Source organism: Aeromonas lacus, assembly GCF_000764665.1.
Classification (GTDB): Bacteria; Pseudomonadota; Gammaproteobacteria; order Enterobacterales; family Aeromonadaceae; genus Aeromonas; species Aeromonas lacus.
Genome location: NZ_JRGM01000129.1, coordinates 19,032 through 45,452 on the forward strand (window position 1 = coordinate 19,032; position 26,421 = coordinate 45,452).

General features: G+C 61.7%; 25 protein-coding genes, 2 pseudogenes and 1 riboswitch. Of the genes and pseudogenes, 16 read left to right on the plus strand and 11 right to left on the minus strand.

Going from position 1 to position 26,421, the window contains the following annotated elements:
- Positions 1-27: 27 nt before the first annotated feature.
- Positions 28-2,487 carry a bifunctional aspartate kinase/homoserine dehydrogenase II gene (locus tag LG31_RS0108175; RefSeq protein ID WP_033113986.1) on the minus strand — a complete coding sequence of 820 codons (2,460 nt, stop codon included), beginning with the start codon at positions 2,485-2,487 and terminating at the stop codon, positions 28-30.
- Positions 2,487-3,659, minus strand: a complete 1,173-nt coding sequence (gene metB / locus LG31_RS0108180) for a cystathionine gamma-synthase (RefSeq protein ID WP_033113987.1) — start codon at positions 3,657-3,659, stop codon at positions 2,487-2,489. The genes LG31_RS0108175 and metB overlap by 1 nt, the downstream gene beginning before the upstream one ends.
- A 222-nt stretch (positions 3,660-3,881) precedes the next feature.
- Here metB and metJ point away from each other — a divergent pair, with 222 nt between their 5' ends.
- The 3 genes from metJ (at position 3,882) to LG31_RS0108195 (ending at position 5,391) form a co-directional block, all read left to right on the plus strand.
- A complete protein-coding gene (metJ, locus tag LG31_RS0108185) occupies positions 3,882-4,205 on the plus strand; it encodes a met regulon transcriptional regulator MetJ (protein WP_005343046.1) in 324 nt (107 codons plus the stop codon).
- Positions 4,206-4,246: 41 nt separating this feature from the next.
- Complete coding sequence (locus tag LG31_RS0108190) at positions 4,247-4,969, plus strand: AraC family transcriptional regulator (protein ID WP_050513438.1); 723 nt, start codon at positions 4,247-4,249, stop codon at positions 4,967-4,969.
- 83 nt (positions 4,970-5,052) lie between these two features.
- Entirely contained in the window at positions 5,053-5,391 is a 339-nt protein-coding gene (locus LG31_RS0108195) for a tRNA-binding protein (RefSeq protein WP_033113988.1), read from the plus strand.
- A 68-nt stretch (positions 5,392-5,459) separates the two neighbouring features.
- Here the strand turns inward: LG31_RS0108195 and LG31_RS0108200 are convergent, their stop codons facing one another.
- The 3 genes from LG31_RS0108200 to nudE form a co-directional block, all read right to left on the minus strand.
- Positions 5,460-6,731, minus strand: coding sequence for an aromatic amino acid transport family protein (locus tag LG31_RS0108200; protein ID WP_033113989.1), 1,272 nt, complete (start codon positions 6,729-6,731; stop codon positions 5,460-5,462).
- 437 nt (positions 6,732-7,168) lie between these two features.
- The gene (gene cysQ / locus LG31_RS0108205) at positions 7,169-7,981 is read right to left on the minus strand and encodes a 3'(2'),5'-bisphosphate nucleotidase CysQ (protein WP_005343054.1); all 813 of its coding nucleotides are present in this window, start codon (positions 7,979-7,981) and stop codon (positions 7,169-7,171) included.
- A gap of 37 nt (positions 7,982-8,018) precedes the next feature.
- Positions 8,019-8,627: an ADP compounds hydrolase NudE gene (gene nudE / locus LG31_RS0108210; protein WP_033113990.1), complete on the minus strand. Its 609-nt coding sequence runs from the start codon at positions 8,625-8,627 to the stop codon at positions 8,019-8,021.
- Positions 8,628-8,771: 144 nt separating this feature from the next.
- Here nudE and yrfG point away from each other — a divergent pair, with 144 nt between their 5' ends.
- Positions 8,772-9,452, plus strand: coding sequence for a GMP/IMP nucleotidase (gene yrfG / locus LG31_RS0108215; protein WP_033113991.1), 681 nt, complete (start codon positions 8,772-8,774; stop codon positions 9,450-9,452).
- Between the two features lie 67 nt (positions 9,453-9,519).
- Here yrfG and LG31_RS0108220 read toward each other — a convergent pair whose 3' ends face one another.
- From LG31_RS0108220 to LG31_RS0108235, 4 genes are all read right to left on the minus strand, one after another.
- Positions 9,520-9,732 (minus strand): hypothetical protein, encoded by a 213-nt coding sequence (locus tag LG31_RS0108220; RefSeq protein ID WP_033113992.1) that lies wholly within the window; start codon positions 9,730-9,732, stop codon positions 9,520-9,522.
- A gap of 114 nt (positions 9,733-9,846) precedes the next feature.
- Positions 9,847-10,185 carry a DUF1294 domain-containing protein gene (locus tag LG31_RS0108225; protein WP_033113993.1) on the minus strand — a complete coding sequence of 113 codons (339 nt, stop codon included), beginning with the start codon at positions 10,183-10,185 and terminating at the stop codon, positions 9,847-9,849.
- Positions 10,182-10,772, minus strand: coding sequence for a sugar O-acetyltransferase (locus LG31_RS0108230; protein ID WP_033113994.1), 591 nt, complete (start codon positions 10,770-10,772; stop codon positions 10,182-10,184). The genes LG31_RS0108225 and LG31_RS0108230 overlap by 4 nt, the downstream gene beginning before the upstream one ends.
- An 85-nt stretch (positions 10,773-10,857) precedes the next feature.
- Positions 10,858-12,120 carry an MgtC/SapB family protein gene (locus LG31_RS0108235; RefSeq protein ID WP_033113995.1) on the minus strand — a complete coding sequence of 421 codons (1,263 nt, stop codon included), beginning with the start codon at positions 12,118-12,120 and terminating at the stop codon, positions 10,858-10,860.
- Positions 12,121-12,339: 219 nt separating this feature from the next.
- Between LG31_RS0108235 and LG31_RS0108240 the strand changes: the two genes are divergently transcribed.
- The 12 genes and pseudogenes from LG31_RS0108240 (at position 12,340) to LG31_RS0108290 (ending at position 22,665) form a co-directional block, all read left to right on the plus strand.
- A complete protein-coding gene (locus tag LG31_RS0108240; protein WP_033113996.1) occupies positions 12,340-13,341 on the plus strand; it encodes a sulfate ABC transporter substrate-binding protein in 1,002 nt (333 codons plus the stop codon).
- Between the two features lie 62 nt (positions 13,342-13,403).
- Positions 13,404-13,979 (plus strand): RBBP9/YdeN family alpha/beta hydrolase, encoded by a 576-nt coding sequence (locus LG31_RS0108245; RefSeq protein ID WP_033113997.1) that lies wholly within the window; start codon positions 13,404-13,406, stop codon positions 13,977-13,979.
- Positions 13,980-14,249: 270 nt separating this feature from the next.
- A pseudogene (gene cysT / locus LG31_RS0108250) lies at positions 14,250-15,088 on the plus strand (sulfate ABC transporter permease subunit CysT).
- Positions 15,085-15,975 (plus strand): sulfate ABC transporter permease subunit CysW, encoded by an 891-nt coding sequence (cysW, locus tag LG31_RS0108255; protein WP_033113998.1) that lies wholly within the window; start codon positions 15,085-15,087, stop codon positions 15,973-15,975. Before cysT ends, cysW begins: the two are co-directional and overlap by 4 nt.
- Before the next feature lie 23 nt (positions 15,976-15,998).
- The gene (locus LG31_RS0108260) at positions 15,999-17,066 is read left to right on the plus strand and encodes a sulfate/molybdate ABC transporter ATP-binding protein (RefSeq protein ID WP_033113999.1); all 1,068 of its coding nucleotides are present in this window, start codon (positions 15,999-16,001) and stop codon (positions 17,064-17,066) included.
- Positions 17,067-17,188: 122 nt separating this feature from the next.
- Positions 17,189-18,136: an HTH-type transcriptional regulator Cbl gene (gene cbl / locus LG31_RS0108265; protein ID WP_033114000.1), complete on the plus strand. Its 948-nt coding sequence runs from the start codon at positions 17,189-17,191 to the stop codon at positions 18,134-18,136.
- A gap of 195 nt (positions 18,137-18,331) precedes the next feature.
- On the plus strand, positions 18,332-19,543 hold the full coding sequence (locus tag LG31_RS0108270) for a threonine synthase (RefSeq protein WP_033114001.1): 1,212 nt from the start codon (positions 18,332-18,334) through the stop codon (positions 19,541-19,543).
- Positions 19,540-20,205, plus strand: coding sequence for an amino acid ABC transporter permease (locus tag LG31_RS0108275; RefSeq protein WP_033114002.1), 666 nt, complete (start codon positions 19,540-19,542; stop codon positions 20,203-20,205). The genes LG31_RS0108270 and LG31_RS0108275 overlap by 4 nt, the downstream gene beginning before the upstream one ends.
- A gap of 92 nt (positions 20,206-20,297) precedes the next feature.
- A complete protein-coding gene (locus LG31_RS21770; protein ID WP_274518915.1) occupies positions 20,298-20,432 on the plus strand; it encodes a hypothetical protein in 135 nt (44 codons plus the stop codon).
- A complete protein-coding gene (locus tag LG31_RS0108280; protein ID WP_033114085.1) occupies positions 20,413-21,075 on the plus strand; it encodes an amino acid ABC transporter permease in 663 nt (220 codons plus the stop codon). Before LG31_RS21770 ends, LG31_RS0108280 begins: the two co-directional genes overlap by 20 nt.
- Positions 21,072-21,833 carry an amino acid ABC transporter ATP-binding protein gene (locus LG31_RS0108285; RefSeq protein WP_033114003.1) on the plus strand — a complete coding sequence of 254 codons (762 nt, stop codon included), beginning with the start codon at positions 21,072-21,074 and terminating at the stop codon, positions 21,831-21,833. Before LG31_RS0108280 ends, LG31_RS0108285 begins: the two co-directional genes overlap by 4 nt.
- Positions 21,830-22,665: pseudogene (locus LG31_RS0108290) on the plus strand (transporter substrate-binding domain-containing protein). Before LG31_RS0108285 ends, LG31_RS0108290 begins: the two are co-directional and overlap by 4 nt.
- A 151-nt stretch (positions 22,666-22,816) precedes the next feature.
- On the opposite strand, the gene gbpA reads toward LG31_RS0108290, so the two are convergent.
- Positions 22,817-24,238, minus strand: a complete 1,422-nt coding sequence (gbpA, locus tag LG31_RS0108295; RefSeq protein WP_033114004.1) for an N-acetylglucosamine-binding protein GbpA — start codon at positions 24,236-24,238, stop codon at positions 22,817-22,819.
- Between the two features lie 65 nt (positions 24,239-24,303).
- A riboswitch (cyclic di-GMP riboswitch) is annotated at positions 24,304-24,389 on the minus strand.
- A 264-nt stretch (positions 24,390-24,653) separates the two neighbouring features.
- Positions 24,654-26,336, minus strand: coding sequence for a methyl-accepting chemotaxis protein (locus LG31_RS0108300; RefSeq protein WP_033114005.1), 1,683 nt, complete (start codon positions 26,334-26,336; stop codon positions 24,654-24,656).
- Positions 26,337-26,421 lie beyond the last annotated feature (85 nt).

The following is a 26,421-nucleotide window of genomic DNA, read 5'->3' on the forward strand; positions in this document are numbered from 1 at the left end:
CTTTTTTATTGTCGCTATTTCCTGCGCTTAGAGCGACGCGCAGATCTGCCACAGATCGTACTGGATAGCGGCGGCCGTCACTTCCCGACCCGCTCCCGGCCCCTGAATCACCAGCGGGTTGGTGCGGTAGCTGTCGCTCTCGATGGCGAAGATGTTGTCGCACGGCAAGAGGTTGGCAAACGGGTGGTGCGGCTCCAGCGCCTCCAGCCCGACTCGTGCCTTGCCGTCATGCTCGAAGCGAGCCACGTAGCGCAGCACCTTGCCGAGGCGCCGGGCTCCCTCGAAGGCGGTTTGGATCGGGCCATCCAGCTCTTTCAGTCTGTCCATGAACTGATCTGCGGTTACTTTGCGCAGCGAGACGGGCACCAGATTCTCCAACTCGATATCGGCGGAGTCGAGCTCGAAGCCCGCCTCCCGCGCCAGAATAAGCAGCTTGCGACGCACATCCTGACCGGAGAGATCCTCGCGGGGATCCGGTTCGGTCAGGCCGTGCTGCCATGCCTCATCCACCAGCTCGGAGAAGGGGCGGCTGCCGTCGTACTGCTGGAACAGCCAGGAGAGGGTGCCGGAGAAGATGCCGGAGACCCCCTGAATGCGGTCGCCGCTCTGGCGCAGCATCTGGATGCTGGACTGAATTGGCAACCCGGCGCCCACGGTGGCGTTGTAGCGCCACTGCACCTGATGGTCACGGCAGGTCTGCTTGATGCGCTGGTAAAACTCGCTGTCGGCTGCGCCGGCAAACTTGTTGGCAGCGATGATGTGAATGCCGAGCTGGGCGAAGTCGGGGTAGTAGCGGCTCACCGTTTCGCTGGCGGTCAAATCGATGGCGATCAGGGTGTCGAAGCTGTGTTGTTCCAGCTGTGCCAGCAGTTCGGGCCAGATTAGCGCTTTGGGGGCAAAGTTGTCCTGTACTTTGAGCGGATCCAGCCCCTCTTCATCGAGCAGGCCCCCTTCCGAGCTGAACACCCCGTAGAGGGTGATCGCCAGATTGAGTTCATGTTCGAGCCGTGCCTTTTCGCGGGCATAGAGGCTCAGCCAATGGCCGCCGATATTGCCCTTGCCGAACACTACCAGACCGACCCGATTCGGGCGGCTGAACAGGGCGCTGTGCATGGCGATGAGCAGGGGTTCCAGCACCACCTGACGCAGCACCGCCACCAGACTCAGGCCATCTCTGGCCACCTGGACGAACTCCAGCGGCTGATCCGCCAGCAGCTGGTAGAAGCGGTGACACTGCTCGGCGTTGTCAGTTACCCCGGCACCTACCAGCGCTACCAGACTGTATCCCTCCTTCTGAATGAGGCCGGTGAAGCTCCCTTGCAGCTGGAAGTCGCGCAGCAGCTCGAAAGCCCCCTGTGCCACTTCGAGGGTATAGGCGAGGCGTAGCACCCGGCGATCCGGCTGGCGCTGCAGGGTGAGTGGGTTGAGGCGGTGACGGGCCAGATGGGCCTCGATGGTGGCCACCGTCTGCTCATAGTTGGTCTGCGACAGCACCTTCAGCTCGATGAGAGCGATCTGATCCACCGAGGAGACGATGCGGGCACCGCCGGAGCGGGGGGCGCGGCGCAGGATATGGGTGCAGCCCTCATCCGGGTTGTAGCTGCAGCGCAGGGTGAGGCGCTGGCGGCTGTCGGCTACCGGTTGCAGGGTGCGCGAGTGCAATACCGAGGAGCCGAGGCGGGCCAGCTCGTTGGCTTCGGCAAGGCTCAGGCGCTCCAGCAGGCGTGCCTCCTTGACCCGGCGGGGGTCGGCGCTGTAGACCCCGGCCACGTCGCTCCAGATGGTGGTGGATTCGCCGTCCGCCAGCAGCGCCAACAGGCTGGCGCTGTAGTCGGAGCCATTGCGACCGAGCAGCAGGGAGCGGCCTTCCATGTCCGCGGCAATAAAGCCGGTCACTACGATACGACCGGCATGCTCCGCCAGTCGCGCCTTGAGCAGCTCACTGGAGAGCGCAGTATCCACCTTGACCAGAGCGCCATCCTCGGCGCGAAGGAAGCTGCGGGCATCCAGCCAGATAGCCTTGTCGCCGCGGCTGGTAAGCAGGGCTGCCAGCAGGCGAGCCGACCACACCTCGCCAAAAGCGAGCAGGCCGTTACGGGCGAAGCGGTCAAACTGCCCCTCCAGGGTCTTGGCGATGAGCTGCATGTCGTCGGCCAGCTGCTTGCTCAGATCAAGCTGCAGTTCACCTTCCAGCAGGCCGTCGATCAGCCCCTGCTGATAGGCGTGGAGAGCGGATATGGCTTCACCGGCGGCCTCATCACCCGCTTCGGCCAGCTCCACCAGCTGGATCAGCCTGTTGGTGGTCTTGCCGGCAGCGGAGACCACGATCAGTTCATCCCCGCCCACCTGTTGTTCGACGATGCTGGCGACCCGGCGATAACAGACTGGATCCGCCAGACTGCTGCCACCAAATTTGTGGACGTGACGTCGCTTCAAGCCAGTTTCTGTTGCCACCGCGATATCTCCTTGTAGATGCTGCTGTTCCATTACTTCGCTACCTGTTCTGCCTGCTGCGCCAGTTCGAAAGCTTGGGCCAGATCGGCCACCAGATCTTCACCGTGTTCAATACCGACCGACAGGCGCAGCAGCTGGGCACTGATGCCTGCTGCCTGTTGCGCCGCCGGGGTCATGGCCCTGTGAGTCATGCTGGCCGGATGGGCCACCAGACTCTCCACTCCACCGAGGGACTCGGCCACCGAGAAGAGGGTGAGGGCCGCGAGGAAGGCACGAATGCCCGCCTCGCTGCAATCGAGTTCAAAACTTAGCATGGCGCCGAAGCCGGACTGTTGACGGCGCGCAATATCGTGGCCCGGATGGCTCGGCAGGCTGGGGTGATAGATGCGTTTCACCAGCGGCTCATGTTGCAGGAAGGCGAGGATGCGATCGGTATTCTCCTGATGGGTACGCAATCTGGGAGCCAGAGTGCGCAGGCCGCGCAGGGTGAGGTAGGAGTCGAACGCCCCGGAAGTGAGCCCCAGACAGTTGGCCCACCACACCAGCGACTCGGCCAGTGCGGCCTCCTTGGCAATCGCCACTCCGCCCACCACGTCGGAGTGACCGTTGATGTACTTGGTGGTGGAGTGCACCACCACATCGGCACCAAGCGCCAGCGGCTGTTGCAGCAGGGGGGAGAGGAAGGTGTTGTCCACCACCACCTGCGCGCCTGCCTCGTGGGCGGCGCTGGCGATGGCGCTGATATCCACCACCCGCAGCAGCGGGTTGGAGGGGGTCTCGACCCATACCAGCGCAGGCTTCTGGGCCAGCGCGGCGGCCAGAGCGGCCTCATCCCCCTGATCGACAAACTGCACCCGGTAGTGGCCCTTGGCCGCCAGATACTCGAACAGGCGCCAGGTGCCGCCGTAGCAGTCGTGAGGGGCGATCAGCAGATCCCCCGCTTTGAGCAGGGCGGTGGTGACCAGATGGATAGCCCCCATGCCGGTGCCGGTGACCACTGCACCGGCGCCCCCTTCCAGTGCCGCCAGCGCGTCCGCCAGATTGGTACGGGTTGGGTTGCCGGAGCGGGCATAATCGTATTGACGGGGCTCGCCAAAGTCGGCAAAGGTGTAGTTGCTGGAGAGGTAGATAGGCGGCACCACGGCACCGTGTTGCTGGTCTGTCTCAATCCCGGTGCGAACCGCCAGGGTGGCCTTGTGGGTCATATTTCTCTCCTTGAACTGTCTCTGGGCGATGGCCGCTCTTCCTGCCACGCTGCTTTTGCCACACGCAATCGTGCCAATGCTGGCATCATGATGAACCACACTACGCCAGCTTAAAAAGGCCGTCAACACTTCCAGACGTCTAAATGGCTTTGCTGTTGGATTGCCATTAATTTCCTTAAGGGTTAAAATCCGCGCTCACGGCTAAATGAGAACAGGTGAGTCATGGGAACAGAGTGGAACGGCGACTACGTCAGCCCCTACGCGGAACACGGTAAGAAGAGCGAACAGGTCAAGAAGATTACCGTCTCGATCCCGCTCAAGGTGTTGAAAGTGTTGACCGATGAGCGCACCCGCCGTCAGGTGAACAACCTGCGTCATGCGACCAACAGCGAGCTGCTCTGTGAAGCCTTCCTGCACGCTTTCACCGGCCAGCCGCTCCCTTGCGACGAAGACTTGCGCAAGGATCATCCGGACAGCGTCCCTGCCGAAGCGCGCGCCATCATGGAAGCGCTGGGCAAAGAGATCGAAGATTTCGACAAGGAATAACACCCAATGACGCGGCCCTGGCCGCGTCATTGCTATCTGCCATGTCCCGTTTCAGCCTGCGCCACTATCACCACCATGTCTGCAGCCATAGCCACGACTTTGCCCAGCTGGTGATCCCCCTCGACGGCCCCCTCGAGATTGAGGTGCAGGGCCGGGGGCGTTGGCTTGCCCCCGGCTCTGCCTGCGTCATCGCTCCCGGCGAGCGGCACGATTATGCCGCCGATCCCGCGCTTTCGTTTCTGGTGCAGGAGAGCGACTGGCTGCCCGGCGATCTGGCGGCCCACCCCTTTATCGAGCTGGATGAGCCCCAGCGCCACTACCTCGCTTTTCTGTACCGCATGGTGGCCGAGGGGCGGCAGGTGGCTGGCATGGAGCAGGTGTGGCTCTCCCTGCTGGCGGAAGGGCAGGGAATGCAGACCACTGCCACCCCACGTCTTGCCGCCCGGATCCTCAAGGTGCAGCGCCATATCGAGGCCAACCTCGCCGCCCCGCTGACCAATCAGCAACTCGCCACCATCGCCTGCCTTGGCCAGAGCCAGTTCAAGCTCGCCTTTCGCCAGCAGCTGGGGGTGAGCGTTTCCCACTACATTCGCAGTCGGCGCATGGCGCTGGCACGTACTCTGCTTGCCGGCACGCAGCTGTCCGTTGGCGAGATTGCCAGCCGCTGCGGTTACCAGAATCAGGGGGCCTTCAGCGAGCGCTTCCTGAGTGAGACCGGGCTCACTCCGTCCCTCTGGCGCCAGCACAACGGCCGCCTGCCGTAACGAAACGGCTGATTGCCGAAGACGGGATGCTCTCTTTGGGCCATGCTGCGGTCATGCAAGATGCACGATAAACAGGAGCCGAAATGGAGACGATTAGCTGGCAGGATTTTGAGATGGTGGAGCTGAGGGTGGGCACATTGGTGCGGGTCGAGCCGTTCCCCGAGGCGCGCAAACCGGCCTACAAGGTGTGGGCGGATTTTGGCCCTGAACTGGGGATTCGCAAGAGCAGTGCCCAGATCACCGCCCTCTACCAGCCAGAGCAGCTGGTGGGCCGCCAGATCATCGCCGTAGTCAACTTTCCGACCAAGCAGATCGGCCCGTTTCAGTCGGAGTTTCTGCTGACCGGTTTCTACCGGCCGGATGGCGCCGTGGTAATGGCCATCCCCGAGCAGGCGGTGGAAAACGGCGCCAAGCTGGGCTGAGTTCACACCTGAACAGAGACAAGAGAGGCGACCCAAGGTCGCCTCTCTTTTTTGCTTGTTGCTCGCCGTTACTTCAACAGGCTGAAGATCAGCGCAGATACCGCCAGCGAACCGGTCAGCAGGATAAAGCCGTTGGTCCAGCCGTGACGGAAGCGGGCCAGCGCCTCCACCTTGTAGATGGCCACCACCGGCATGATGAACAGGATCATGGCGATGACCGGGCCGGAGAGGGTTTCCATCAGGCCGAGGATCCCTGGGTTGATCACGGCTGCGCCCCAGATTGAGAAGAACATCAGGGCGATGCCGACCTTGTCCGCCTTGGCCAGCGGCAGGCCGGTGGGCTTGGCGATCAGGCTTTTGAGGCTCTCGCGGGCACCGAGGAAGTGGCCAAGGAAGGAGGAGCTGATGGCGATAAAGGCAATGAGTGGCCCCAGAGTCACGATCACCGGGTTGTCGGTAATGTTAGCGAGATAGGAGAGCACAGAGACGTTCTGGGCCTTGGCTTCAGCCAGCTGGGCTGGCGAGAGGCTCAGCACGCAGGAGAAGACGAAGAACAGCACGAAGCCCACCAGCATCACAGTGGTGTTACGCAGGATCAGGCCGCTCTTGGCTTCCGCCTGCTCGCCATATTCACGGCGCTGCACGTTGGCAAAGCCGGAGATGGCGGCGGCGTGGCTGAAGGCGAACACGGTGACCGGCAGCGCCAGCCAGACGGTGTTGAGGAAGCTCCCCCCTTCAAACGCAGTCACTTCCGGCCACTGCCACTGGGGAATGAGGTAGCAGGAGAGCGCCGCCAGAATGGCCGCCAGCGGATAGACCATAAAGGCGAAGGCGCGCAGCATTGCTTTCTCCCCCGCCAGCATCACGGCGATCATGGCGAATACCAGCACGCCGGAGAGCATCACCCGATCCGGGGTCGCCATGCCGAGCTGGTTGACCATGAAGCTCTCCACCGTGTTGGTCAGCCCGACCCCGTAGATGAGCAGGATCGGGAAGATGGAGAGGAAGTAGAGCGCCGAGATGAGGCGCCCGGCCATCTTGCCGAAATGCTCCTCCGCCACTTCGGTGAAGTCGGCGTGGGGGCGTGACGAGGAGAGCACGAAGCGAGCCAGCCCGCGGTGGGCCAGGAAGGTCATGGGGCCTGCCAATACCGCGACGATGACGAGGGGCCAGATGCCGCCCAGACCCAGATTGATGGGCAGGAATAGGATGCCGGCGCCAACGGCGGTGCCAAACAGGCTGATGACCCAGTGGGTGTCGTGACGGCGCCAGCGGGTGATGCTGGCAGTGGTGGAGCAGGAACCGGATAGCTCCTTGGTAGCCTCTACAGATAAACTCATTACCAATTCACTTTTTGTCAGTGTTTTAATCTGAGTTTATTGTGGTTTATCGGGATTTAATTCTCAAAAAGCGAGGCTGAAACATATCACTGCCATTGCGGGGGTTAGCCAGCGAGATTGGGAATGGAATCTGGATCACAGAATGAAACAAAACTGAATTTGGTTTGTTTTGTGAAATATAAAACCAAATTTCGATCTCGGCTCGTTTTTTTATTTTGGCCAATTTGGTGTTTTCAGAATTACGTGAAAAATAGCACCATTTCTCGCCGACCGATTGTGATGTTTCACTATCATTTTGCCGCTTTGCCAGCGTATCACGCTGTTCAAGAGTGCCTTGACCAGCGGATCACACCGGCCATCACCCGGGGCAACTTCCCTGAAAAAGCAGGCGGCCATCGGGCCGCCTGCTTGTCTGTTGTGATGATATCGCTACTCGTCTAGTGGGCCAGAATGTTGCCCCAGGCGAGATCCGGATCCCCCATCACGATAAAGTCCGGGTTCTCCAGCGACTCGGTTTCGTTGTAGCTGAGCGGTTGCAACGCCAGGCTGAGGATGCGGCCACCGGCCGCCTCGACGATGCACTGGGCGGCGGCAGTGTCCCACTCGCCGGTGGGGCCGAGCCGCACGTAGCAATCGGCCGCGCCTTCCGCCACCAGACAGGATTTGAGGGAGCTGGAGCCGAGCGGGATCAGCTCGTAGTTGATGGCCGGGTTGAGGCGGCGGGTGAGCTTCTCCAGCTTCTGGCGGCGGCTGATGGCCACCACCAGCGAATCGGGTTGGTCATGCTCGTGGTGCATGGCACTGATGGGCAGTACCTCGCCGTTCACCTCCTTGAAGGCGCCGTAGCCGCGCACCGCCCAGTAGAGCACGTTGGACTCAGGGGCATAGATGACCCCGAGCACCGGCACATTATCCCGCACCAGAGCGATCAGGGTAGCGAAGTCGCCGCTGCCCGCGATGAATTCGCCAGTGCCGTCGAGGGGGTCCACCAGCCAGTACTGCCGCCAGTTGGATCGCTGGCTGAAGGGGATGTCGGCCGCCTCTTCGGTCAGCACGGGAACGTGGGGAGTGAGCGCCGAGAGCGCCTGTTTGAGGTAGGCATCGGCAGCAAGATCGGCACTGGTGACCGGGGTCGCATCCTCCTTCAGCTGACGCTCGAACTGACCGCCGTGATAGATGTCGTGAAGGATCCTTCCGGCTTCGCGGGCAATCTCCTTGACCCCCGGCACCCAGGCCAACAACTCCTGCATCTCGTTATCCTCTGTCTGTTAACTGCCCGTCTGCGGGCTACTCTGCCTGCTCCGCCAGCCACTTCTGGGCCAAGAGCAGGGCACTGATACTGCGCGACTCGGTGAAGTCGGGCCGCGCCAGCAATTCGTCGATTCGATTGAGGGGCCAGGGGATCACTTCCAGCGGTTCGGGCTCGTCGCCAATCCGCTGTTCGGGGAAGAGATCCCGCGCCAGCAAAATGTCCATCCGGCTGGAGAAGTAACCGGGCGCCAGCGACACCTGTTTGAGCAGGGTCAGGTTGTTGGCGCCAAAGCCCGCCTCTTCCATCAGTTCCCGGTTGCCTGCCTCGAAGGCATCTTCGCCCGGGTCGATCAGCCCCTTGGGAAAGCCCAGCTCGTAGGAGTGGGTGCCGGCGGCATATTCGCGCACCAGCAGCAGGGTCTGCTCATCGAACAGCGGCACCACCATGACGGCGCCACGATTGCCGCCGCGCATCCGCTCGTAGACCCGCTCCTCACCGTTGGAGAATTTGAGGTGGAGGGATTCCACTCTGAACAGCCGGCTCTCTGCCACTATCTCGGCCTTGAGGATCTCCGGTTTGCTCTTTTCCTGCTCCAGCTGGTCGATCGAAATCTGTTCGGGGGGGCTTTTGTGGTGCTCACTCATCAGGGGTGACGGCTCGTTAAAAAATCGTGCTTCAAGAGTAAACGACTCCCACACCGAACACCACGGGGCAGGGAGGGGAAAGGGGGAGGAAAAATCCGTTATACTGCCGCCCTGTTTTTCCATGATCCGCGATCAAGAGGCCCGATGTCGCACTCCCGCTCCACTACCTTGCCCTGGCACCAGATAGATACAGTCTTGCTCGATATGGATGGCACCCTCATCGACCTCCATTTTGACAACCACCTCTGGCAGCAACTGGTGCCGGAGCGTTACGCCGAGCGGCTTGGTCTGCCGCTGGATGAAGCCAAAGCGCAGATCGACGTCCACTATCACGCCGTCAACGGCACCCTCAACTGGTACTGCGTGGATTACTGGAGCGAGACCCTGGGGCTCGACATTCGTGCCCTCAAGCAGGAGATCCTGGCGAAGATCCAGTGGCGCCCCCACGCCATCCCCTTTCTGGCCGAACTGCGCGCTGCGGGCAAACAGCTGGTGCTTTTCACCAATGCCCACCCCGCCAGCCTGTCGGTGAAGGATGCGCAGCTGGGGTTGCGCGAGCATCTGGATTTGATGGTGAGTACCCATGAGCTGGGCTGGTCGAAAGAGAGCCAGCACTGCTGGCAGGCACTGGCCGAGCGGCTGGCGTTCGACCCGGCCCGAACCCTGTTTGTGGATGACAGCGAGCGGATCCTGCGGGCCGCCGCCGACTATGGTATCGGCTATCAGTTGGCGATCCAGAATCCGGATAGCTGCAAGCCGGAGCAGAGCATCACCGCTTTCCCAGCGATCCGCGACTATGCCGAGTTGCTGCCGCTGGCAATCTGAATCAGTTCAAACAAGAGAGGGCTGCATCATGCAGCCCTCTCTGTATCTGAAACCTGGCGATGAAACATCACAGCTCCCGAAACGGGCGCCGTTTCTCTTCCTCGATGACGATCGCTTCCAGATTGGCGACCCGCTCCTGCAGCTCCCGAATGACCATATCCTGCCTGCCGAGGCGATCCGTGATGCGGGCATCCCCCATCTGATAGCGGGCCCGCTTGCCGAGATATCCGAACAATACGCTGATAAATACGATCAGGACTATGCCTGTCCACATGGTCATGTCACGACTCCTTGTCGTCTATAGACGGCGAAAACGCTGATGAGATCTGCTCTGTTTTCTCACAGCCGTCAGGCGGCCGCAATGGGGCCCATTGTCCCTTTGTGACGCAGACAGCTATTGCTGCCAGAGTGGTCGACCGACCCAGAGCGCCCACAGGGTGAGGTGCAGCAGCACGATAAACCAAAAGACCAGCCGGTAGCTGCGCTTCTGGGTCTTGTGACGCAGCCACTGGTGGGCCACCAGTGCTCCGGGCCAGCCGCCGCACAGCTCCAGCAGGTGCAGGCGGGATTCGGGAATGCGCCACTCGCCCCGCACCGCCTGTCGCTTGTCCCAGGCGTAGGCCGCCAGAGTCAGCAGGCTCATGGTGAGCAGTGCGGCCAGTGGCCACCATTGCTGGCCGTCGAGGCCGAGCCACAGAGTCCAGCCCAGTGGCAGCAGCGCCAGCGCCATCACTGGGCCAGCTCCCAGCAGCGCTCCTCATCCTGCTTGAGGGTGCGGATCACCTTGGCCGGATTACCCACCGCCACCGAGTCGGCCGGGATGTCGCGAGTGACCACGGCGCCGGCGCCAATGATGGAGCGCGGCCCTATGGTGACGCCGGGGCAGATGATGGCGCCGCCACCGATCCAGCAGTCGTCACCGATCCGAACCGGCTTGTTGTAGGCGGTCCAGTTGCGTCGTTCCAGATAGTTCATGGTGTGGGTGGCGGTGTAGATCTGCACGTTGGGGGCCAGCAGCACATGGCTGCCGATGTGCACTTCGCCCACGTCGAGAATGGTGACGTTGAAGTTGAAGAAGGTCTTCTCGCCGATATGGATGTTGCGGCCGAATTCGCAGGTAAACGGCGTGCTGATCCAGCAGGAGTCGGGGCAGTGGCCAAAGAGCTCGCGGCAGATCTGCTGGCGCAGAGGGGCATCGCCTGCAGGTGAACCATTGAGCCTGGCCAGCAGCGCCTGACCGCGGATCCGGTCGTTGGCTATCTCCTCGCTCTGGCTGTCCAGTGCCCCGCCAGCCAGTACCTTGTCCCAGTCGCTCGCCATTGCTACCTCCTCATGCTGCAAGAGCAGGCAGTATACGTGACAGTCAAGGGGTCGTCAGTTTGTCACTTGTTGCAGGTGATCCTCGTCAACCTGTGGGCCAGATCAGCGGCAGGATCAGCAGGGCCGAGACGAAGTAGGGCAGCAGCACGCGCAGCCCCAGACTGCGACCGCCTATCCCCAGGGCCAGCAGCCCCTTCACCAGCGAGTTGACCAGCCCGGCCAGCAGAATGCCGCGAGCGGCGACCTCCAGTGCCAGCTCCTTGTGGGAGAGCTGGGAGAGCGACAGCGTGATGGCATCCACGTCGGTGATCCCCGACACCAGCGACAGCAGATAGACCCCGGAGTTGCCCACCTTGTCTTGCAGCAGGGTGGCCATAAAGCCGATCAGCGCCAGCAGCAGGCCGAACTTGATAGCGGTGGCCAGATCGAGCGGGTTGCTGGTTTCCGGTTTGACCGGGCCGTCAGTCAGCTCCTCGCGCTGGCGCCAGAACCAGAAGGCAAAGCCGTAGACCGTGGCCGCCAGCAATACGAGCGGGGCGACGAGGCGCATCGCCAGTTCGCTGTGAATGAGCAGCACCAGCACCAGCAGCCGCAGCCACATGGTGGCCCCTGCCAACAGAATGCCGGTAGCCAGCAGTCGCTCCAGCCCCCCTTGTTCCTTGTTGAGGCGGGCGAACTGCAGGGTGAGGGCGGTGGAGGAGGCCAGTCCCGCCAGTATGCTGGTGAGCACCAGTCCGGCGCGGGTGCCGAGCAGCCGCACCGCGAAGTGGCCACAAAACGAGATGCCGGCGATCACCACCACCATCAGCCAGATCTTGAATGGGTTGAAGGCATCGAGGGGCCCCATCTCCTCGTTGGGGAGCACCGGCAGCAGTACCAGCGAGATGAGCAGAAAGCGCAGGGTGGCGTGGAATTCGGTTTCGCTCAGAAACAGCATCCCCTGCTGGATCTTGCCCTTGAGCCCCATCAGCAGGGCCGCCAGCACGGCGCAGGCGACCGCCTCGCTCGGGCTCAGCAGTACCGACATCAGCCCCAGCAGGTAGGTGAGCAGCATGGCCACCGAGCTGGTGAGGCCGAACTCCCCCTGCCAGCGCTGGGCCAGCCAGACCGAGAGGCCGCAGCCGATCACCACCGCCAGCAGGCCGAGCAGCGGCAGCCAGGGGCCCAGAGTCGGCAGCAGCAAACCGCAGACCCCGCCGAGCAGGCCGATGAGGCCGTAGGTACGCATCCCGGCGATGCGCTGGTTATCCCCCAGTTGGCGTACCTGCCAGCCCCGCTCCAGTCCGATGATGAGGCCGATGGCCAGCGAGACCAGGGCACCGTTGACGGGTTCTGCATTGATCCACATAACGACTTCCTTTTCGTCATCTGCCTGCCTTGTTCCCATGATGGCACAGCGCTTGAGGTCACAGAGGGGCATGGCTCACAGAGTCTGCGTCTGGCTCCTTGTGGCGTGTTGCTGGCTGCCTGATATGAGCAAAAGAGATAAGCAAAGAGTTATTTCTTTCTTCTCGGCATAACAACTCCGCGGCATGCTGCTCTCAACCCAACGATATGGAGTATCACCATGAAACTGCGAATGACCGCTCTCTCCCTCTTCTCCGTGCTGGCCTTTGGCCAGGCCTACGCCGCGGAAGTGCACCTGCTCAACGTCTCCTACGATCCGACCCGCGAGCTGTTTCAGGAGTACAACTCTGCCTTTGCCAAGGAGTGGAAGGCCAAAACCGGTGACGATGTGGTGGTGAGCCAGTCGCACGGTGGCTCCGGCAAGCAGGCTCGCGCCGTAGTGGACGGGCTGGAAGCTGACGTGGTCTCGCTGGCGCTTGCCTATGACGTCAATGCCGTTGCCAAGCAAGGTCTTATCGCAGCGGATTGGCAGAACCGTCTGGCCAATAATGCAGCGCCCTATACCTCTACCATCGTCTTCCTGGTACGCAAGGGCAATCCCAAGCAAATCAAGGATTGGGGCGACCTGGTGCGCAAGGATGTGGCCATCGTGACGCCCAATCCCAAGACCTCCGGCGGTGCCCGCTGGAACTATCTGGCCGCCTGGGGCTATGCCCTGAAGAAGAGTGGCAATGAAGAGGGGGCCAAGCAGTTTGTCGGCGATCTCTACAAGAACGTGAAGGTGCTCGACTCCGGTGCCCGCGGCGCCACCACCAGCTTTACCGAGCGCGGTCTCGGTGACGTGCTGCTAGCGTGGGAGAACGAAGCCCTGCTGGTGCTTGGTCAGGCGGGGGCCAGCGACAAGTTCGAGCTGGTGGTGCCTTCTGTCTCCATTCTGGCGGAGCCGCCGGTTGCGGTGGTGGACAAGGTGGCCAAGAAGCATGGCACCGAAGCGGTATCCAAGGCGTACCTCGACTACCTCTACTCCGATGAGGGGCAGCATATCGTCGCCAAACATCACTATCGCCCCAGCAACCCGGCGATCCTGAAGGAGACGGCGGCGCAGTTCCCGAAACTTGCCCTCTTTACCGTCAAGGATCTGGAAGGGGATTGGGAGAAGGCCCAGAAGAAGCACTTCGCCCAGGGTGGTCTGTTTGACCAGATCTACCAGCCCGGTGGCTGAGGCAGATAACTCCATTTACCCCCTTTGAACTGGCCCCTGTGCCAGCCGATAGGAGCACCAAGATGAACAAGATCCTCCTGGTTCCCGGTCTGCACAACAGTGGGCCGGATCACTGGCAGAGCCGCTGGCACGATCACTTTCCCCAATGGCAGCGGATGACAGGACTGCCGTGGGACAAGCCAGACCTCAGGGTCTGGAGCGCCAAGCTGGCGAGCAAGCTGAAAAGTCGCCGCAGCCGGGTCCATCTGGTGGCCCACTCCTTCGGCGCGCTGACCGCCATCGCGGCGGCCCGATTGCAGCCGGAGAAGGTCGCCTCAATCTTTCTGGTGGCCCCCGCCGATCCCGCCCGCTTTGGCATTGCGGATGAGGCCTTGGCCGGGCCGCTGCAGGTGTCGGCCCAGCTGGTGGCCAGCCGCAACGATCCCTGGATGAGCTTTGAGCGGGCCGAATACTGGAGTCGTCAGTGGCAGGTGCCGCTGTTTGATGCCGGTGAGGCGGGCCATATCAATGCCCAGTCCGGTCATGGGGATTGGCATCAGGGGCTGAATTTGCTGGGTACCCTTTATCGCCGTGGCGAGCTGGTGGTGGCACCGGTCAAGGTCACTTCGGCCCGGCCTGTCGCCCTCGGTTTTCGCTAGTTGTCTGTGAAGTGGTTGGAGGGCTGACGATCGCTCCGTTCGTTGGTTGCTCCATGCCCCGTTCTTTGAATGTTGCGCTCCGTATTGCTCCATTTCTTAGGTCTTTTATTTATATAAAAGACCTTTTTTTATTTGGATCGCTCTAAAAGCCTTGTTCCACCGTTGTTAGACAAAAAAGTAATTAGCAAAGTCGCAAACGGTGTTTGTTGCAGATAGGAAGAGTGCGCAGAATCACCACATCTGAAATTATTCATAACAGATGGATGTGTTATGCGATTTGGTTCTTATTCTGTCTTGCCGGGTTTTGGCCCTACCTTTGGCTTCACTCTGCTCTATCTGGGCGTGCTGGTGCTGTTACCGCTCTCGGCACTGGTGCTGTTCGCGGTGAACAACCTGAGTGCTGCCGAGTTCTGGCAGGTGATCGGTTCGCCGCGAGTGCTCGCCTCCTTTCGCCTTAGTTTCGGCGCGGCCTTTATCGCGGCGCTGCTTAACAGTCTGTTCGGGCTGATCCTGGCCTGGATCCTGGTGCGCTACACCTTCCCCGGCCGTCGACTGGTGGATGCGCTGATCGATCTGCCATTTGCCATGCCGACCCCGTCTCCGGCATCGCCCTGTGCGCCATCTTCGCCCCCAACGGCTGGATCGGCCAGTTGCTTGCGCCGCTCGATATCCAACTCGCCTACAACCCCATCGGGGTGGTGATTGCGCTCACCTTTATCGGATTGCCGTTCGTGGTTCGCACCCTGCAGCCGGTGCTGCGGGAAGCCGAGAACGAGCAGGAGGAGGCGGCCGCCAGCCTCGGCGCCGATCGCTGGCAGACCTTTCTGCGGGTGCTTTGGCCGACTCTGGTGCCGGCCCTGCTCACCGGCTTTGCGCTGGCGTTTGCCCGCGCGGTGGGGGAGTACGGCTCCGTCATCTTTATCGCTGGCAACCTGCCGATGGTTTCCGAAATCGCGCCGCTGATGATCATGAGCCATCTGGAGGAGTACGACTACGCGGGTGCCTCCGCCATCGCCGTGGTGATGCTGCTGATTTCATTCATTTTGTTACTGCTAATCAACAAGTTGCAGGCCTGGAGCTGGTCTCGCATCGGAGGGAGCCGGATATGAGTTCATCTGCTATCGCCATTGAGGTGGCCCCTGTGGAGGCGGCCCCCGTTCGCAAGGCGCCGGTCGTGATCCGCGAACCCCAGTGGGTCAAGTGGTTGCTGATCACGGTGGGTCTAGGCTGGTTTGCCGCCCTGTTGCTGCTGCCGCTGGCCACCGTCTTTATTCAGGCGCTGACGCCGGGGCTCGCCTTCTTCTGGCACGCCATCAGCGAGCCGGATGCCCTGAGCGCCCTTGGCCTCACCGCGCTGGTGACCCTCTGCGCCGTTCCCCTCAACCTGCTGTTCGGGATCGCGGCGGCCTGGGCCATCGCCCGCTTCCGCTTTCCCGGTCGTCAGCTGCTCATCACCATCATCGATCTGCCATTTTCGGTGTCGCCGGTGATTGCCGGTCTGATGCTGGTGCTGCTGTTTGGCAGCCGCGGCTGGTTTGGTGACTGGCTGAGCGAGCATGACATCAAGATCATCTTCGCGACGCCGGGGATCATTCTGGCCACCACCTTTATCACAGTGCCGTTCGTGGTGCGCGAGCTGCTGCCCCAGATGGAGGCACGCGGCCCGGAAGAGGAGGAGGCTGCCATCATGCTGGGGGCGAGCGGCCTGCAGATGTTCTGGCGCGTCACCCTGCCCGGCATCCGCTGGAGCCTGATGTATGGCCTGCTGCTCTGTACCGCCCGGGCGGTGGGGGAGTTTGGCGCCGTGTCGGTGGTCTCCGGCCATATTCGCGGTCAGACCAACACCCTGCCGCTGCATATCGAGATCCTCTACAACGAGTACCAGACCGGCGCCGCCTTTGCGGTGGCAAGCCTCTTGGCTCTGTTCGGGATCTTCACCCTGCTGGGTGAAACCCTGTTGGCCCGGCTGCGTGGTCAGCCCACCAAATCTCACTGAATCACCGTTTTAAAGAGGCAGCCATGAGCATTCAGGTTCAACAACTCAACAAGCATTTCAATCAGTACGCGGCGCTGGCAGACATCAACCTCGACTTTCACGACGGTGAGCTGGTGGCGCTGCTCGGCCCCTCCGGTTGTGGCAAGACCACGTTGCTGCGGATCATCGCCGGGCTGGAGCAGGCCGACTCTGGCCACGTCATCATCCGGGGTGAGGATGCCTCGGATCTCCATGTGCGCGAGCGCAACGTCGGTTTCGTATTCCAGCACTACGCCCTGTTTCGCCACATGACGGTGTTCGAAAACGTGGCGTTTGGCCTGCGGGTCAAACCGCGCAGCGAGCGCCCGGCCGAGGCGGCGATCCGCGCCCGGGTCAAGGAGCTGCTGGATCTGGTACAGCTCAGCCACGTGGCCGAGCGCTACCCGACCCAGCTCTCCGGCGGTCAGCGCCAGCGGGTCGCACTGGCCCGCGCACTGGCGGTGCAGCCCAAGGTACTGCTCTTGGACGAGCCCTTCGGCGCCCTTGATGCCCAGGTGCGCAAGGAGCTGCGCCGCTGGCTGCGCGAGCTGCACGACGAGCTGCATGTCACCAGCCTGTTCGTCACCCACGATCAGGAGGAGGCGCTGGAGGTGGCGGATCGGGTGGTGTTGATGAATGCCGGACGAGTCGAGCAGATCGGCACCCCGGCCGAGGTCTACGACCAGCCCGCCAGCTCCTTCGTCCACAGCTTCCTCGGCAGCGTCAACCAGTTCCGCGGTCGGGTGGCCGAGCAGGGATTCGGCATCGGCGAGCAGCTGCTCGGCGGGCCATCGGCTTCCCATCTGGCCCACGGCAGTGCTGCCATCGCCTATGTCCGTCCCCATGAGCTGGAGATCTTGCCAGCCGATGCACCGGGCGGGATCCGCGCCACCATCACCCGTCTGCTACCCATGGGGCCGCGCATTCGGGTGGAGCTGCGTGGCGATGGCGAAACGAAAGGGGCCCACTACGAGGCGGAGCTGACCAAGGAGGCGGCCAAGCTGTTTGCTCCGGGTCAGGGGGTGAAGCTGGTGGCCAGACAGGCGCAGTTCTATCCCGATTACCAGATTTGATGCTGTGTTGCGGGCGGTGTGGCCGCCCGGTTCAGGCGCTCTGCCGGGGCATGATCCGGCCAAATAACAAAAATGAGGGGGTGACCAGATTGTGTCGCCCACCCTTCGCAGGAGGCGACAAGGTGAATTTTCAGCAGTTACGAATTATCCGGGAGGCAGCGCGGCGGGATTACAACCTGACCGAGGTGGCCAACGCCCTTTTTACCTCGCAATCCGGGGTGAGTCGCCATATCCGCGAGCTGGAAGAGGAGCTCGGTATCGAGCTCTTTATCCGCTACGGCAAGCGGCTGCTCGGTATGACCGAGCCTGGCAAGGAGCTGCTGGTGATTGCCGAGCGCATTCTCAATGACGCCAACAACATCCGCAAACTGGCCAGCACCTTTGCCAACCGCGACTCGGGCCGCTTGCTGGTGGCGACCACCCATACCCAGGCCCGCTACGCCCTGCCGCGGGTGGTGAAGGCGTTTCGCGAGCAGTTCCCGCTGGTACAGCTGGAGCTGCGTCAGGGCAGCCCGGAGGAGATAGTGCGGCTGGTGCAGACCGGCGAGGTGGATATCGGCATCAGCAGCGAGCAGCTCGACAAGAGCGAAGGGGTGGTGGCATTTCCCTACTACCGCTGGCACCACAATATCGTGGTGCCCGAGCAGCACCCTCTCGCTGGCGAGAGTGAGCTGACGCTGGCGGCGCTGGCCAACTGGCCCATCATCACCTATCAAGCAGGGTTGACCGGGCGGGTGCGGGTGGACGAAGCCTTTGCCGAGGCGGGCATCGAGCCGCAGATCCTGTTGACGGCGCAGGACTCAGATGTCATCAAGACCTACGTCGAGCTGGAGATGGGGGTCGGCATTCTGGCCGATATGGCGTTCGATGCCCTGCGGGATCAGGGGCTGGTGCAGCTCGACGGCAGCCATCTGTTTGCCCCCCACACCGCCTGGATTGGCCTCAAGCAGGGGCAGTTCCATCACAACTTCGCCTGGCAGTTTATCCAGCTCTGCAACCCCGAGCTGGCGCTGGCGGATATACAGGCCCGCGCCATGGGCAGCGAGCCCGCCATCGACTTCCAGATTTGAGTTCGGAAGAGAAGAGAGAAGGGGAGCCAATGGCTCCCCTTCTTCATTGCTGTCAGGTGATATTGCTAGCGAAAACAGACGGCTTCATATGAATTTTTTCACTTAGATTTGCCAGTTAATTTTGTTTGTTATCCGGTAGTTGGATTGCAGGATGGAATAAGTGACTGACCAAAGTCGATCCATTCAGGATAAAGCATGCCGTATAGCTACCTATCACATCTGCGTTGCAGCAAGAGTGGCGAGATCCATGATGCCGACCAGCCCTGGCAACTGAGCCGGGCAGGTGCACCACTGCTGGCCAGTTACGATCTCGATGCGCTGAAGCGAGTCTGGCAACCGGCGGTATTGTCGGGTCGCCCGGCCAGCCTGTGGCGTTATCACGAGTTGCTGCCGGTGCGGGATCCCGCCCATGTTGTGACGCTGGGGGAGGGGTTCACCCCACTGCTACGGCTGCCCACGCTGGGCAAGCAGATCGGCATTCCGGATCTCTGGATGAAAGACGAGAGCGTCATTCCCACCGGCTCTTTCAAGGCCCGTGGGGCTGCGGTGGGCATCTCCCGTGCTCGTGAACTCGGCGTCACCCACTTTGCCATGCCGACTAACGGCAACGCAGGGGCTGCATGGGCGCTCTACGGTGCCCGCGCCGGACTGCGCAGCACCATCGTCATGCCGCAGGCAGCCCCCGCCATCACCCGACTGGAGACCTCCCTCGCCGGTTCCCGTCTCTATCTGGTGGATGGCCTGATCAGCGATGCCGGTCGCCAGGTGGCGCAGGCGGTGGCGGAGCACGCCCTGTTTGATGCCTCAACCCTGAAGGAGCCCTACCGGATTGAGGGCAAGAAGACCATGGGGCTGGAGATTGCCGAACAGCTGGGCTGGACCCTGCCGGATGTGATCCTCTATCCCACCGGTGGCGGGGTCGGCCTTATCGGTATCTACAAGGGGCTGCGCGAGCTGCAGGAGCTGGGCTGGGTCAAGGGTGAGCTGCCCCGGCTGGTGGCCGTGCAGGCGAGCGGTTGTGCGCCCATTGTACAGGCGTGGCAACAGAGAGCCGCCGAGTCGAGCTTCTGGCCCGACTCCCGGACGCTGGCATTCGGCATCAATGTACCCAAGGCGCTGGGGGATTTTCTGGTGCTGGACGCCCTCTATCGCACCAATGGTTGCGCCATCGCGGTGGATGACAAGGCGATCCAGAGCGAGATCCGCCAGCTTGCCTCTCGCGAAGGGAGCTTTGTCTGCCCGGAAGGGGCCGCCGCGTTTGCTGCCGCTCGTCAACTGCGCGAGGCTGGCTGGATCCGGGAGCAGGAGCGGGTGGTGGTGCTCAATACCGGTGCCGGTATCAAGTACCCGGATGCGATCACTGTGCTGCCCCAGCGTCTGCAGCGCGACGGGAGGATCCCGGCATGAATCTGGATCTGCCCTTTATCCTTACGACGCTGCCCGCCTTCGGCAAGGCGGTCTGGGTCACCTTGCAGCTGGGAACCATAGTGATCCTCACTGCGCTGGCGGTCGCCCTGCTCAACGTCGCCCTGCTGAGCCTGCACAAACGGCCGCTAACCGCACTGATCCGCGGATATGTCGAGCTGGCTCGCAACACGCCGCTGCTTATCCAGCTCTTCTTCCTCTATTTCGGGCTGCCTGCGCTCGGCTTGTCGCTCTCCGGGTTTACCACCGCGGTGATTGCCATGACCTTCCTCGGCGGTGGTTATCTGACCGAGGCGCTGCGTGCAGGCATTCAGGCGGTGCCCGCCAGTCAGCTGGAGGCGGGCCGGGCCATCGGGCTTTCTCGCTGGCAACTGCTGCGCCACGTGCAGTTGCCCCAAGCCTGGCTCGCCACTCTGCCCGCGCTGTTTGCCAACTTCATCTTCCTGCTCAAGGAGACGACCGTGGCTTCGGCGGTGGCGGTGCCAGAGCTGCTCTACACCACCAAGAACTACATCGCCCTCTACTACAAGACCTACGAGATGCTGGCGGTGCTGACCTTGATGTGCGTGCTGATCTTTCTGCCGCTCTCTCTCGCTCTGCGCGTCGTTGAAAGGATGCTGCAACATGGTCAGTTCGGTCACTGAATCGCTGATGCAGGCGAGGATCCCGATGTGGGCAATTATCTTCCTGCGGCCGCAGTCACTCGCCAGCGAGGCGCAGGAAAGGAGGGATCAATATGGTCAGTTCGGTCACTGAATCGCTGATGCAGGCGAGGAGCCCGATGTGGGCAATTATCTTCCTGCGGCCGCAGTCACTCGCCAGCGAGGCGCAGGAAAGGAGGGATCAATATGATGGCCAGCTCGATCTCTGAGCAGCTGACGCAGGCGCTGCCACTGCTGGCGGTGGGCGCAGGCCAGACCCTTGCGATCTCGCTGCTGGCCATCCTGTTTGCCACTCTCGGCGGTGTCGCTTACGGCGTGTTGGCACAACAGGGCGGCCGGTTGGTACGGGGGCTGCTGCGGCTTTATCTCGAGCTGTTTCGGGTGGTGCCGGTACTGGTGTGGCTCTATCTCTTTTTCTTCGGGTTGCCGATCTTTTTCGGCCTCGATATGCCGGCCTTCTGGTGCGCCGTGCTGGTGCTGGCCCTGTGGGGCGCCAGTGAGGTAGGCGAGGTGGTGCGCGGTGGCCTCAACTCCCTCGCCCGTGGTCAGCAGGAGGCCGGCTTGGCGCTCGGGCTCTCGACCTGGCAGCTCTATCGCCATGTGTTGCTGCCGCAGGCGTTGCAGCGGCTGACGCCGCCGACCATCAACATCTACACCCGCATCATCAAGACCAGCTCGCTGGCGGTGCTGATCGGGGTGGTGGAGGTGATCAAGGTGGGCCAGCAGATCATCGAGCGCACCTACGCCTCGGTACTTATCTACGGTCTGCTGTTTCTGTTCTTTTTTCTGGTCTGCTATCCGCTCTCGCTCGCCTCGCGCCGGCTGGAGCAACAATGGGGTAATGCGGTATGACACCTCTGCTTGAACTCGGTTCTGTCAGTAAACAGTTCGGCCCGAATCTGGTGCTGGATCGGATCAGCCTCAGCGTGCGCGCCGGGGAGGTGATCGTCATCTTGGGGCCGAGCGGCTGCGGCAAGAGTACCTTGCTGCGCACCCTCAACGGGCTCGAGCCGATTCAGGGGGGCGAGATCCGCTTTGATGGCGTGCTGCTGGATGGTGCCACCGACTGGCAACGGGTACGCCAGCGGATCGGCATGGTGTTCCAGAGCTATCACCTCTTCCCTAACCTGACGGTGCTGGAAAATGTGCTGCTCGGCCCCCTGCAGGTGCAAAAGCGGGAGCGGGCAGAGGCGCTGCTGCAAGCCGAGCAGCTGCTGACCCGCATCGGTCTGTGGGAGCGGCGTCACGACTATCCGCGCCAGCTCTCCGGCGGCCAGCAGCAGCGCATCGCCATTGTGCGGGCGCTGTGCATGAACCCCCAGGTGATGCTGTTTGACGAGGTAACCGCTGCGCTGGATCCCGAGATGGTGCAGGAGGTGCTGGAGGTGATCCGCGATCTCGCTGGCAGCGGCATGACCCTGCTCATCGTCACCCACGAGCTGGCTTTCGCCCGGGCGGTGGCGGATCGCATCGTATTCATGGATGGCGGCCACATTCTGGAGCAGGCCGCCCCCCACCAATTTTTCGACAATCCCAAGAGCCAGCGTGCGCGCCAGTTCCTCGCCAAGTTTTCTTATACAAATGTCATCAAACGAAAGGAGTCAGCATGAAAAAAATCACCTCGGTTCTGCTTAGTGCCTTATGGGACTGGGTATCGCCAGCGGCGCTGCCCATGCGGCGGACGGTTCCCTCGACAAGATCAAGGCGCGGGACAAGCTCATCGTCGGCGTCTTCACCGACAAACCGCCGTTTGGCTACGTGGATGAGAAGGGGAACTATGTCGGTTTTGACACCGATCTCGGTCGCCGCTTCGCCAAGGATCTGCTGGGGGATGAGAACAAGATCGAGTTCGTGGCGGTGGAGCCAGCCAGCCGCATCCCCTTCCTGCAGAGCGACAAGGTGGATCTCATCCTCGCCAATATGACGGTGACCCCGGAGCGGCGCGAGGTGGTGGATTTCACCAACCCGAACCTGCGAGTGGCGGTACAGGTGCTGGTGCCACAAGGAAGCCCGGCCAAGAAACTGGATGATCTGGCCAGCAAGACCCTGATCGTTACCACCGGCACCACGGCCGATATCTGGCTGACCCGCAACCATCCGGAGTGGAAGGTGCTCAAGTTCGAGAAGAATACCGAATCCTTGCAGGCGCTGGCGCAGGGCCGTGGCGATGCCTACGCCCAGGACAACCTGGTGCTGTTCAGCTGGGCCAAGGAGAACCCGGGCTATCGGGTATTGCCCGAAAAACTGGGCTCGGAAGATCCCATCGCCCCGGCGGTGAAGAAGGGCAATATCGAGCTGCGTGACTGGGTCAATGACCGTCTCGCCAAACTGGGTGAGGAGAAGTACCTGCTGAAACTCTATGACCAGTATGTGCGTGACAAGCTGAGCCCTGATACCGATCCGAATGATGTGATTGTCGAAGGAGGAAAATGGCAGGGTTAATGGACAAACCCTGTTTTGAAGAGTGTGTTGAGTGTGTGAAGTAAGTGAAGAGTGAGGTCTTGGTTCCGTTGGTATGCAAACCGCAAGGTTTGATTTTTCCGGGCGTCCCCTGCTAGAGAGGACGCCCTTTTTTTATGTGGCCAAGCGTGGGTTAGTGCACTTCATCCCACGCCATCTGCCAGTGGGAGCCGATGCCCGGCTCGTACTGGGTAGCGGTGGTGGTCCACTGCTGGCAGTAGCCGCTGTAGGGGAAGGGCTTGCACTGATAGACCTTGCCATTTTTCGGCTGCTGCACCTTGGTGCCGGCGGCATAGGATTTGAGCGAGTTCGGGAAGACGAAGTCGTATTCGCCGCTGCTCTGCTCCTTGAACATCAGATCCATGGTCTGCTGGATGGTCTCGCCGCCCGCTTTCGGGGTGGCCTTGATCACCAGCTGGTGGTGACCTGCCTTGAGCCCTTCCAGCGCCATGGTGAAGGTGTGGCTGCTGTCCCTGATGTCGGCACTGCTTTCACCCTTGGCGACGCCGCCGTGGTCATAGAGGGTGTTGGTGACGGCCAGATCGCCCTGCGCGGTGACGGTGAAATCAAGGGTTGCCTTGCCGTTGTCCAGCACATAGTCGCTGGCCAGACCGCTGACGCTGATGCTGTCCACCACCGGCGGTTGCAGCTGTTGCAGGTCAATCTCGACCCGTTCCAGCTTGCTGTCTCGCTTCAGATAGACGGGGTTCATACCATAGACCGGATTGAACTGGCCATCGGCTCCTTGCTGGCCGGCGCGGATCAGGCTCTGCTCGGCGTTGATCTTGCTGGCGAGGGCGTGGGCCCAGCTGTTCTTCTGGCCCTGCTCGGCGGTGGTTATGGTCAGCACGGTCTGCAACTCGGGGCGTTCGCCGTTGGCATCGAATACCCGGGTCATCGCCTTGTCACCCACCGCGAGGTCGATGGAGGGGTAGATGGTGCCCTCCTGGCTCCACTCCAGCGGCGGCTGGCTGCCATCTTTGAACTTGGCATCGATGATGTTGTAGAAGCTGTTGCTGGTGTCGCCTACTTCCCACACGCCGAGGATCACTTGATAACCGGTGCGCTCCGGCAGGATACAGTTGTGGGTTACCTGCTTGGGCGGCTGCACCATGTTGCCATCGATGACGCAGAAGGGGGTCAGGTCGAACGAGGCGCGGGTGAGCGGCTGGTTGGGGTTCCAGTCCTGCTTGGTGAGGTAGTAGCGCCAGTTGCGGGTGACGTGGTTGGCGGTGAAAGTCCAGCTGATGGCAAAGGGGCCGGGCTGTACGTCACGCTTGGCCCAGCGGTCGCTGGTCTGGATGTTCAGCTCGCTCCAGCGCGGGCTGCCCGCCGAGGCGATTTGACCATCCTGCGGGCCGGTTTGCGGGAAGCCTGAGGGGCCCTCCACGCTCTGGGGCTCCCACTGCACGCCACCACACTGGCTGTTGCCGCCGGTTTTGCACAGGTAGTTGCGGCTCTCGGGCTGGCTGATGTAGCCATGAGCCAGGGCGCTGCCGCTGGCCAGCAGGGCCAGCACCGTTGCGATGTGATTGAGTTGGATTTTTGCTGCCATACATTCCTCTGTTCGATAGATGTGGGCAGTCAGTTGGCCGGGGAGTTCCCCGATGCACACTTGCGTGTGGCAACCCCGCTATCCTGGACAAAACGTCTGTAGACCGGAGGCTTTGCGTCCCGACCTTTCGGTCAGTTTGCCAAATGACTAGATGGTTACTGATGGGCCAAATGTTTGGCCATCAGCATTGTGTACTGCATTGATTAATTATTTGAAGTTAAATGTTTAAATGCACCGTTTAACGGCACGTGAATCATTCTAACTGACTGTTTTTAAATTGTTATCTTGTTTCTGAATGGCGTCGAATGCCGTTGAATATGCCGATAAGGTGCATGCTTCTTGCGTGTTGTCGGCGTAAAAAAACCTGCCAGCTGAGCTGGCAGGTTGGGTGACAAGGCGACACGGGTTGACGCCATCAATGACGGGCGCGCTGCTCTCCGGAGGGGGGAGACACAGGAGCCATCATTGGCGCTGTAGCTGACTCCTTGCCCAGTTTGAACACCGCAAGCCGCTCATCCAGGCTGCGGGAGAGACCGGCCAGCAGTTCGCTCTCCTGCGCCAGTTGCGAGGCGGACTGTGACATCTCCAGCGCCGAGTCGTTGATGCCGCTGACGTTGCGGTTCATATCCTCCGCCACCATGCTCTGCTGCTCGGCGGCGGTGGCGATCTGGGTTGCCATGTCGCTCACATGCTGGATGTGGTTGACGATCAGGGTGAGATCCTGGCCCGCTTGCTGGGATTGATCGACGCTGCTCTCCGCCAGCTTGCGGCTGGCATCCATGGCATTGGCTGCACTGACGGCCCGTTGTTGCAGCTGGGCAATGGTGCTCTGGATCTCCTCAGTGGACTGGCGGGTGCGGCTGGCCAACTGGCGCACCTCGTCGGCCACCACGGCAAAACCACGGCCCTGCTCGCCGGCGCGGGCTGCCTCGATGGCGGCGTTGAGGGCCAGCAGGTTGGTCTGATCCGAGATGGCACTGATGACAGCCGTCACCTCGCCGATCTGCATGACCCCCTCTTTCAGCTGATTGACCTGTTGGGTCGCCTGCTCCACTTCGCTGGCGAGCGCCTTGATGCCGTTCACGCTGGCGTGCACATCCCGGTTGCCGAGCCCGGCCTCGCCGGTTGCTTCCTGGGTGTCGCGCGCTGTGTTCTCGGCATGGCCCGCTACGTCAGAGATGGTGGTACTCATCTCGTTCATCGCGGTGGCGAGCTGGGCCAGTTGATCCCGCTGGTTGGTGACCGCCTGATTGGTCTGCTCAGCGGAGGCGGCGATGCGCAGAGCAGCATCGGCCACGTTGCGGGCCCCCTGGCTTGCCTCGAGCAGCGCGTGGCGGATGGCATCGAGACTCTGGTTGGTGCAGCGTGCCACCATGCCCAGCTCATCCTTGCCCTGCACCGGAATGGTAACCACCAAATCGCCCCTGGCGACCCGCTGCATGGCGTGATTGATCTGGTTAAGCGGGGAGACGATGGAGCGGGTGATGCGCCAGCCCAGCAGTCCCATCAGCACAATGACGATGGCGGTGGCACTGCCCATCTTCATGTATTGGGCCCAGATGGTCTGGTGGATGTCCTGCAGCAGCATGCCGGTGCCGAGGATCCAGCCCCAGGGCTGATAGCCCGACACCATGGAGAGTTTGTCAGCGGTTTCCCCGGACGGGCCGGTCCAGATATATTGCAGGGTTCCCTGCTTGCCACCACGGGCGATGTCGACCATCTGGAACCAGAACTGCCCTGCGGTGGCGCCCGAACCTTCTCCCATGGTCTGGCCGACCAGCTCGGGCCGGATGGGATGCACCAGCATCTTGCGGCTCTCATCGATGACGAACAAATAGTTGTTGCCATCAAAGCGTATGTTGGTCAGCAGCTTGCGCGCTTCCTGCTGTGCCTGCTCTGCCGGCAGGGTGCTGGCCAGAAACTGGATCTGGCTCATGGCCTGTCCCAGCACGGCATTGAGTCGCGCTTCCCGTTCACTCATCAGATTGCGCTGGAGTGCGTTGGCGGAGATGAGCAGCAGTGACACGAAACCGACAAATGCAAGTGTGAGCAGCAAGATCAATTTGCGGCTCACGGTGATATCACCGAGCTTGAACATGACTAAACCCTCGTTATCCCGTTGATGTTATGGTGGCTCGATACAGCGGTAGCCTCTATCTCTCTTACTCAATTGCTCATTTAAC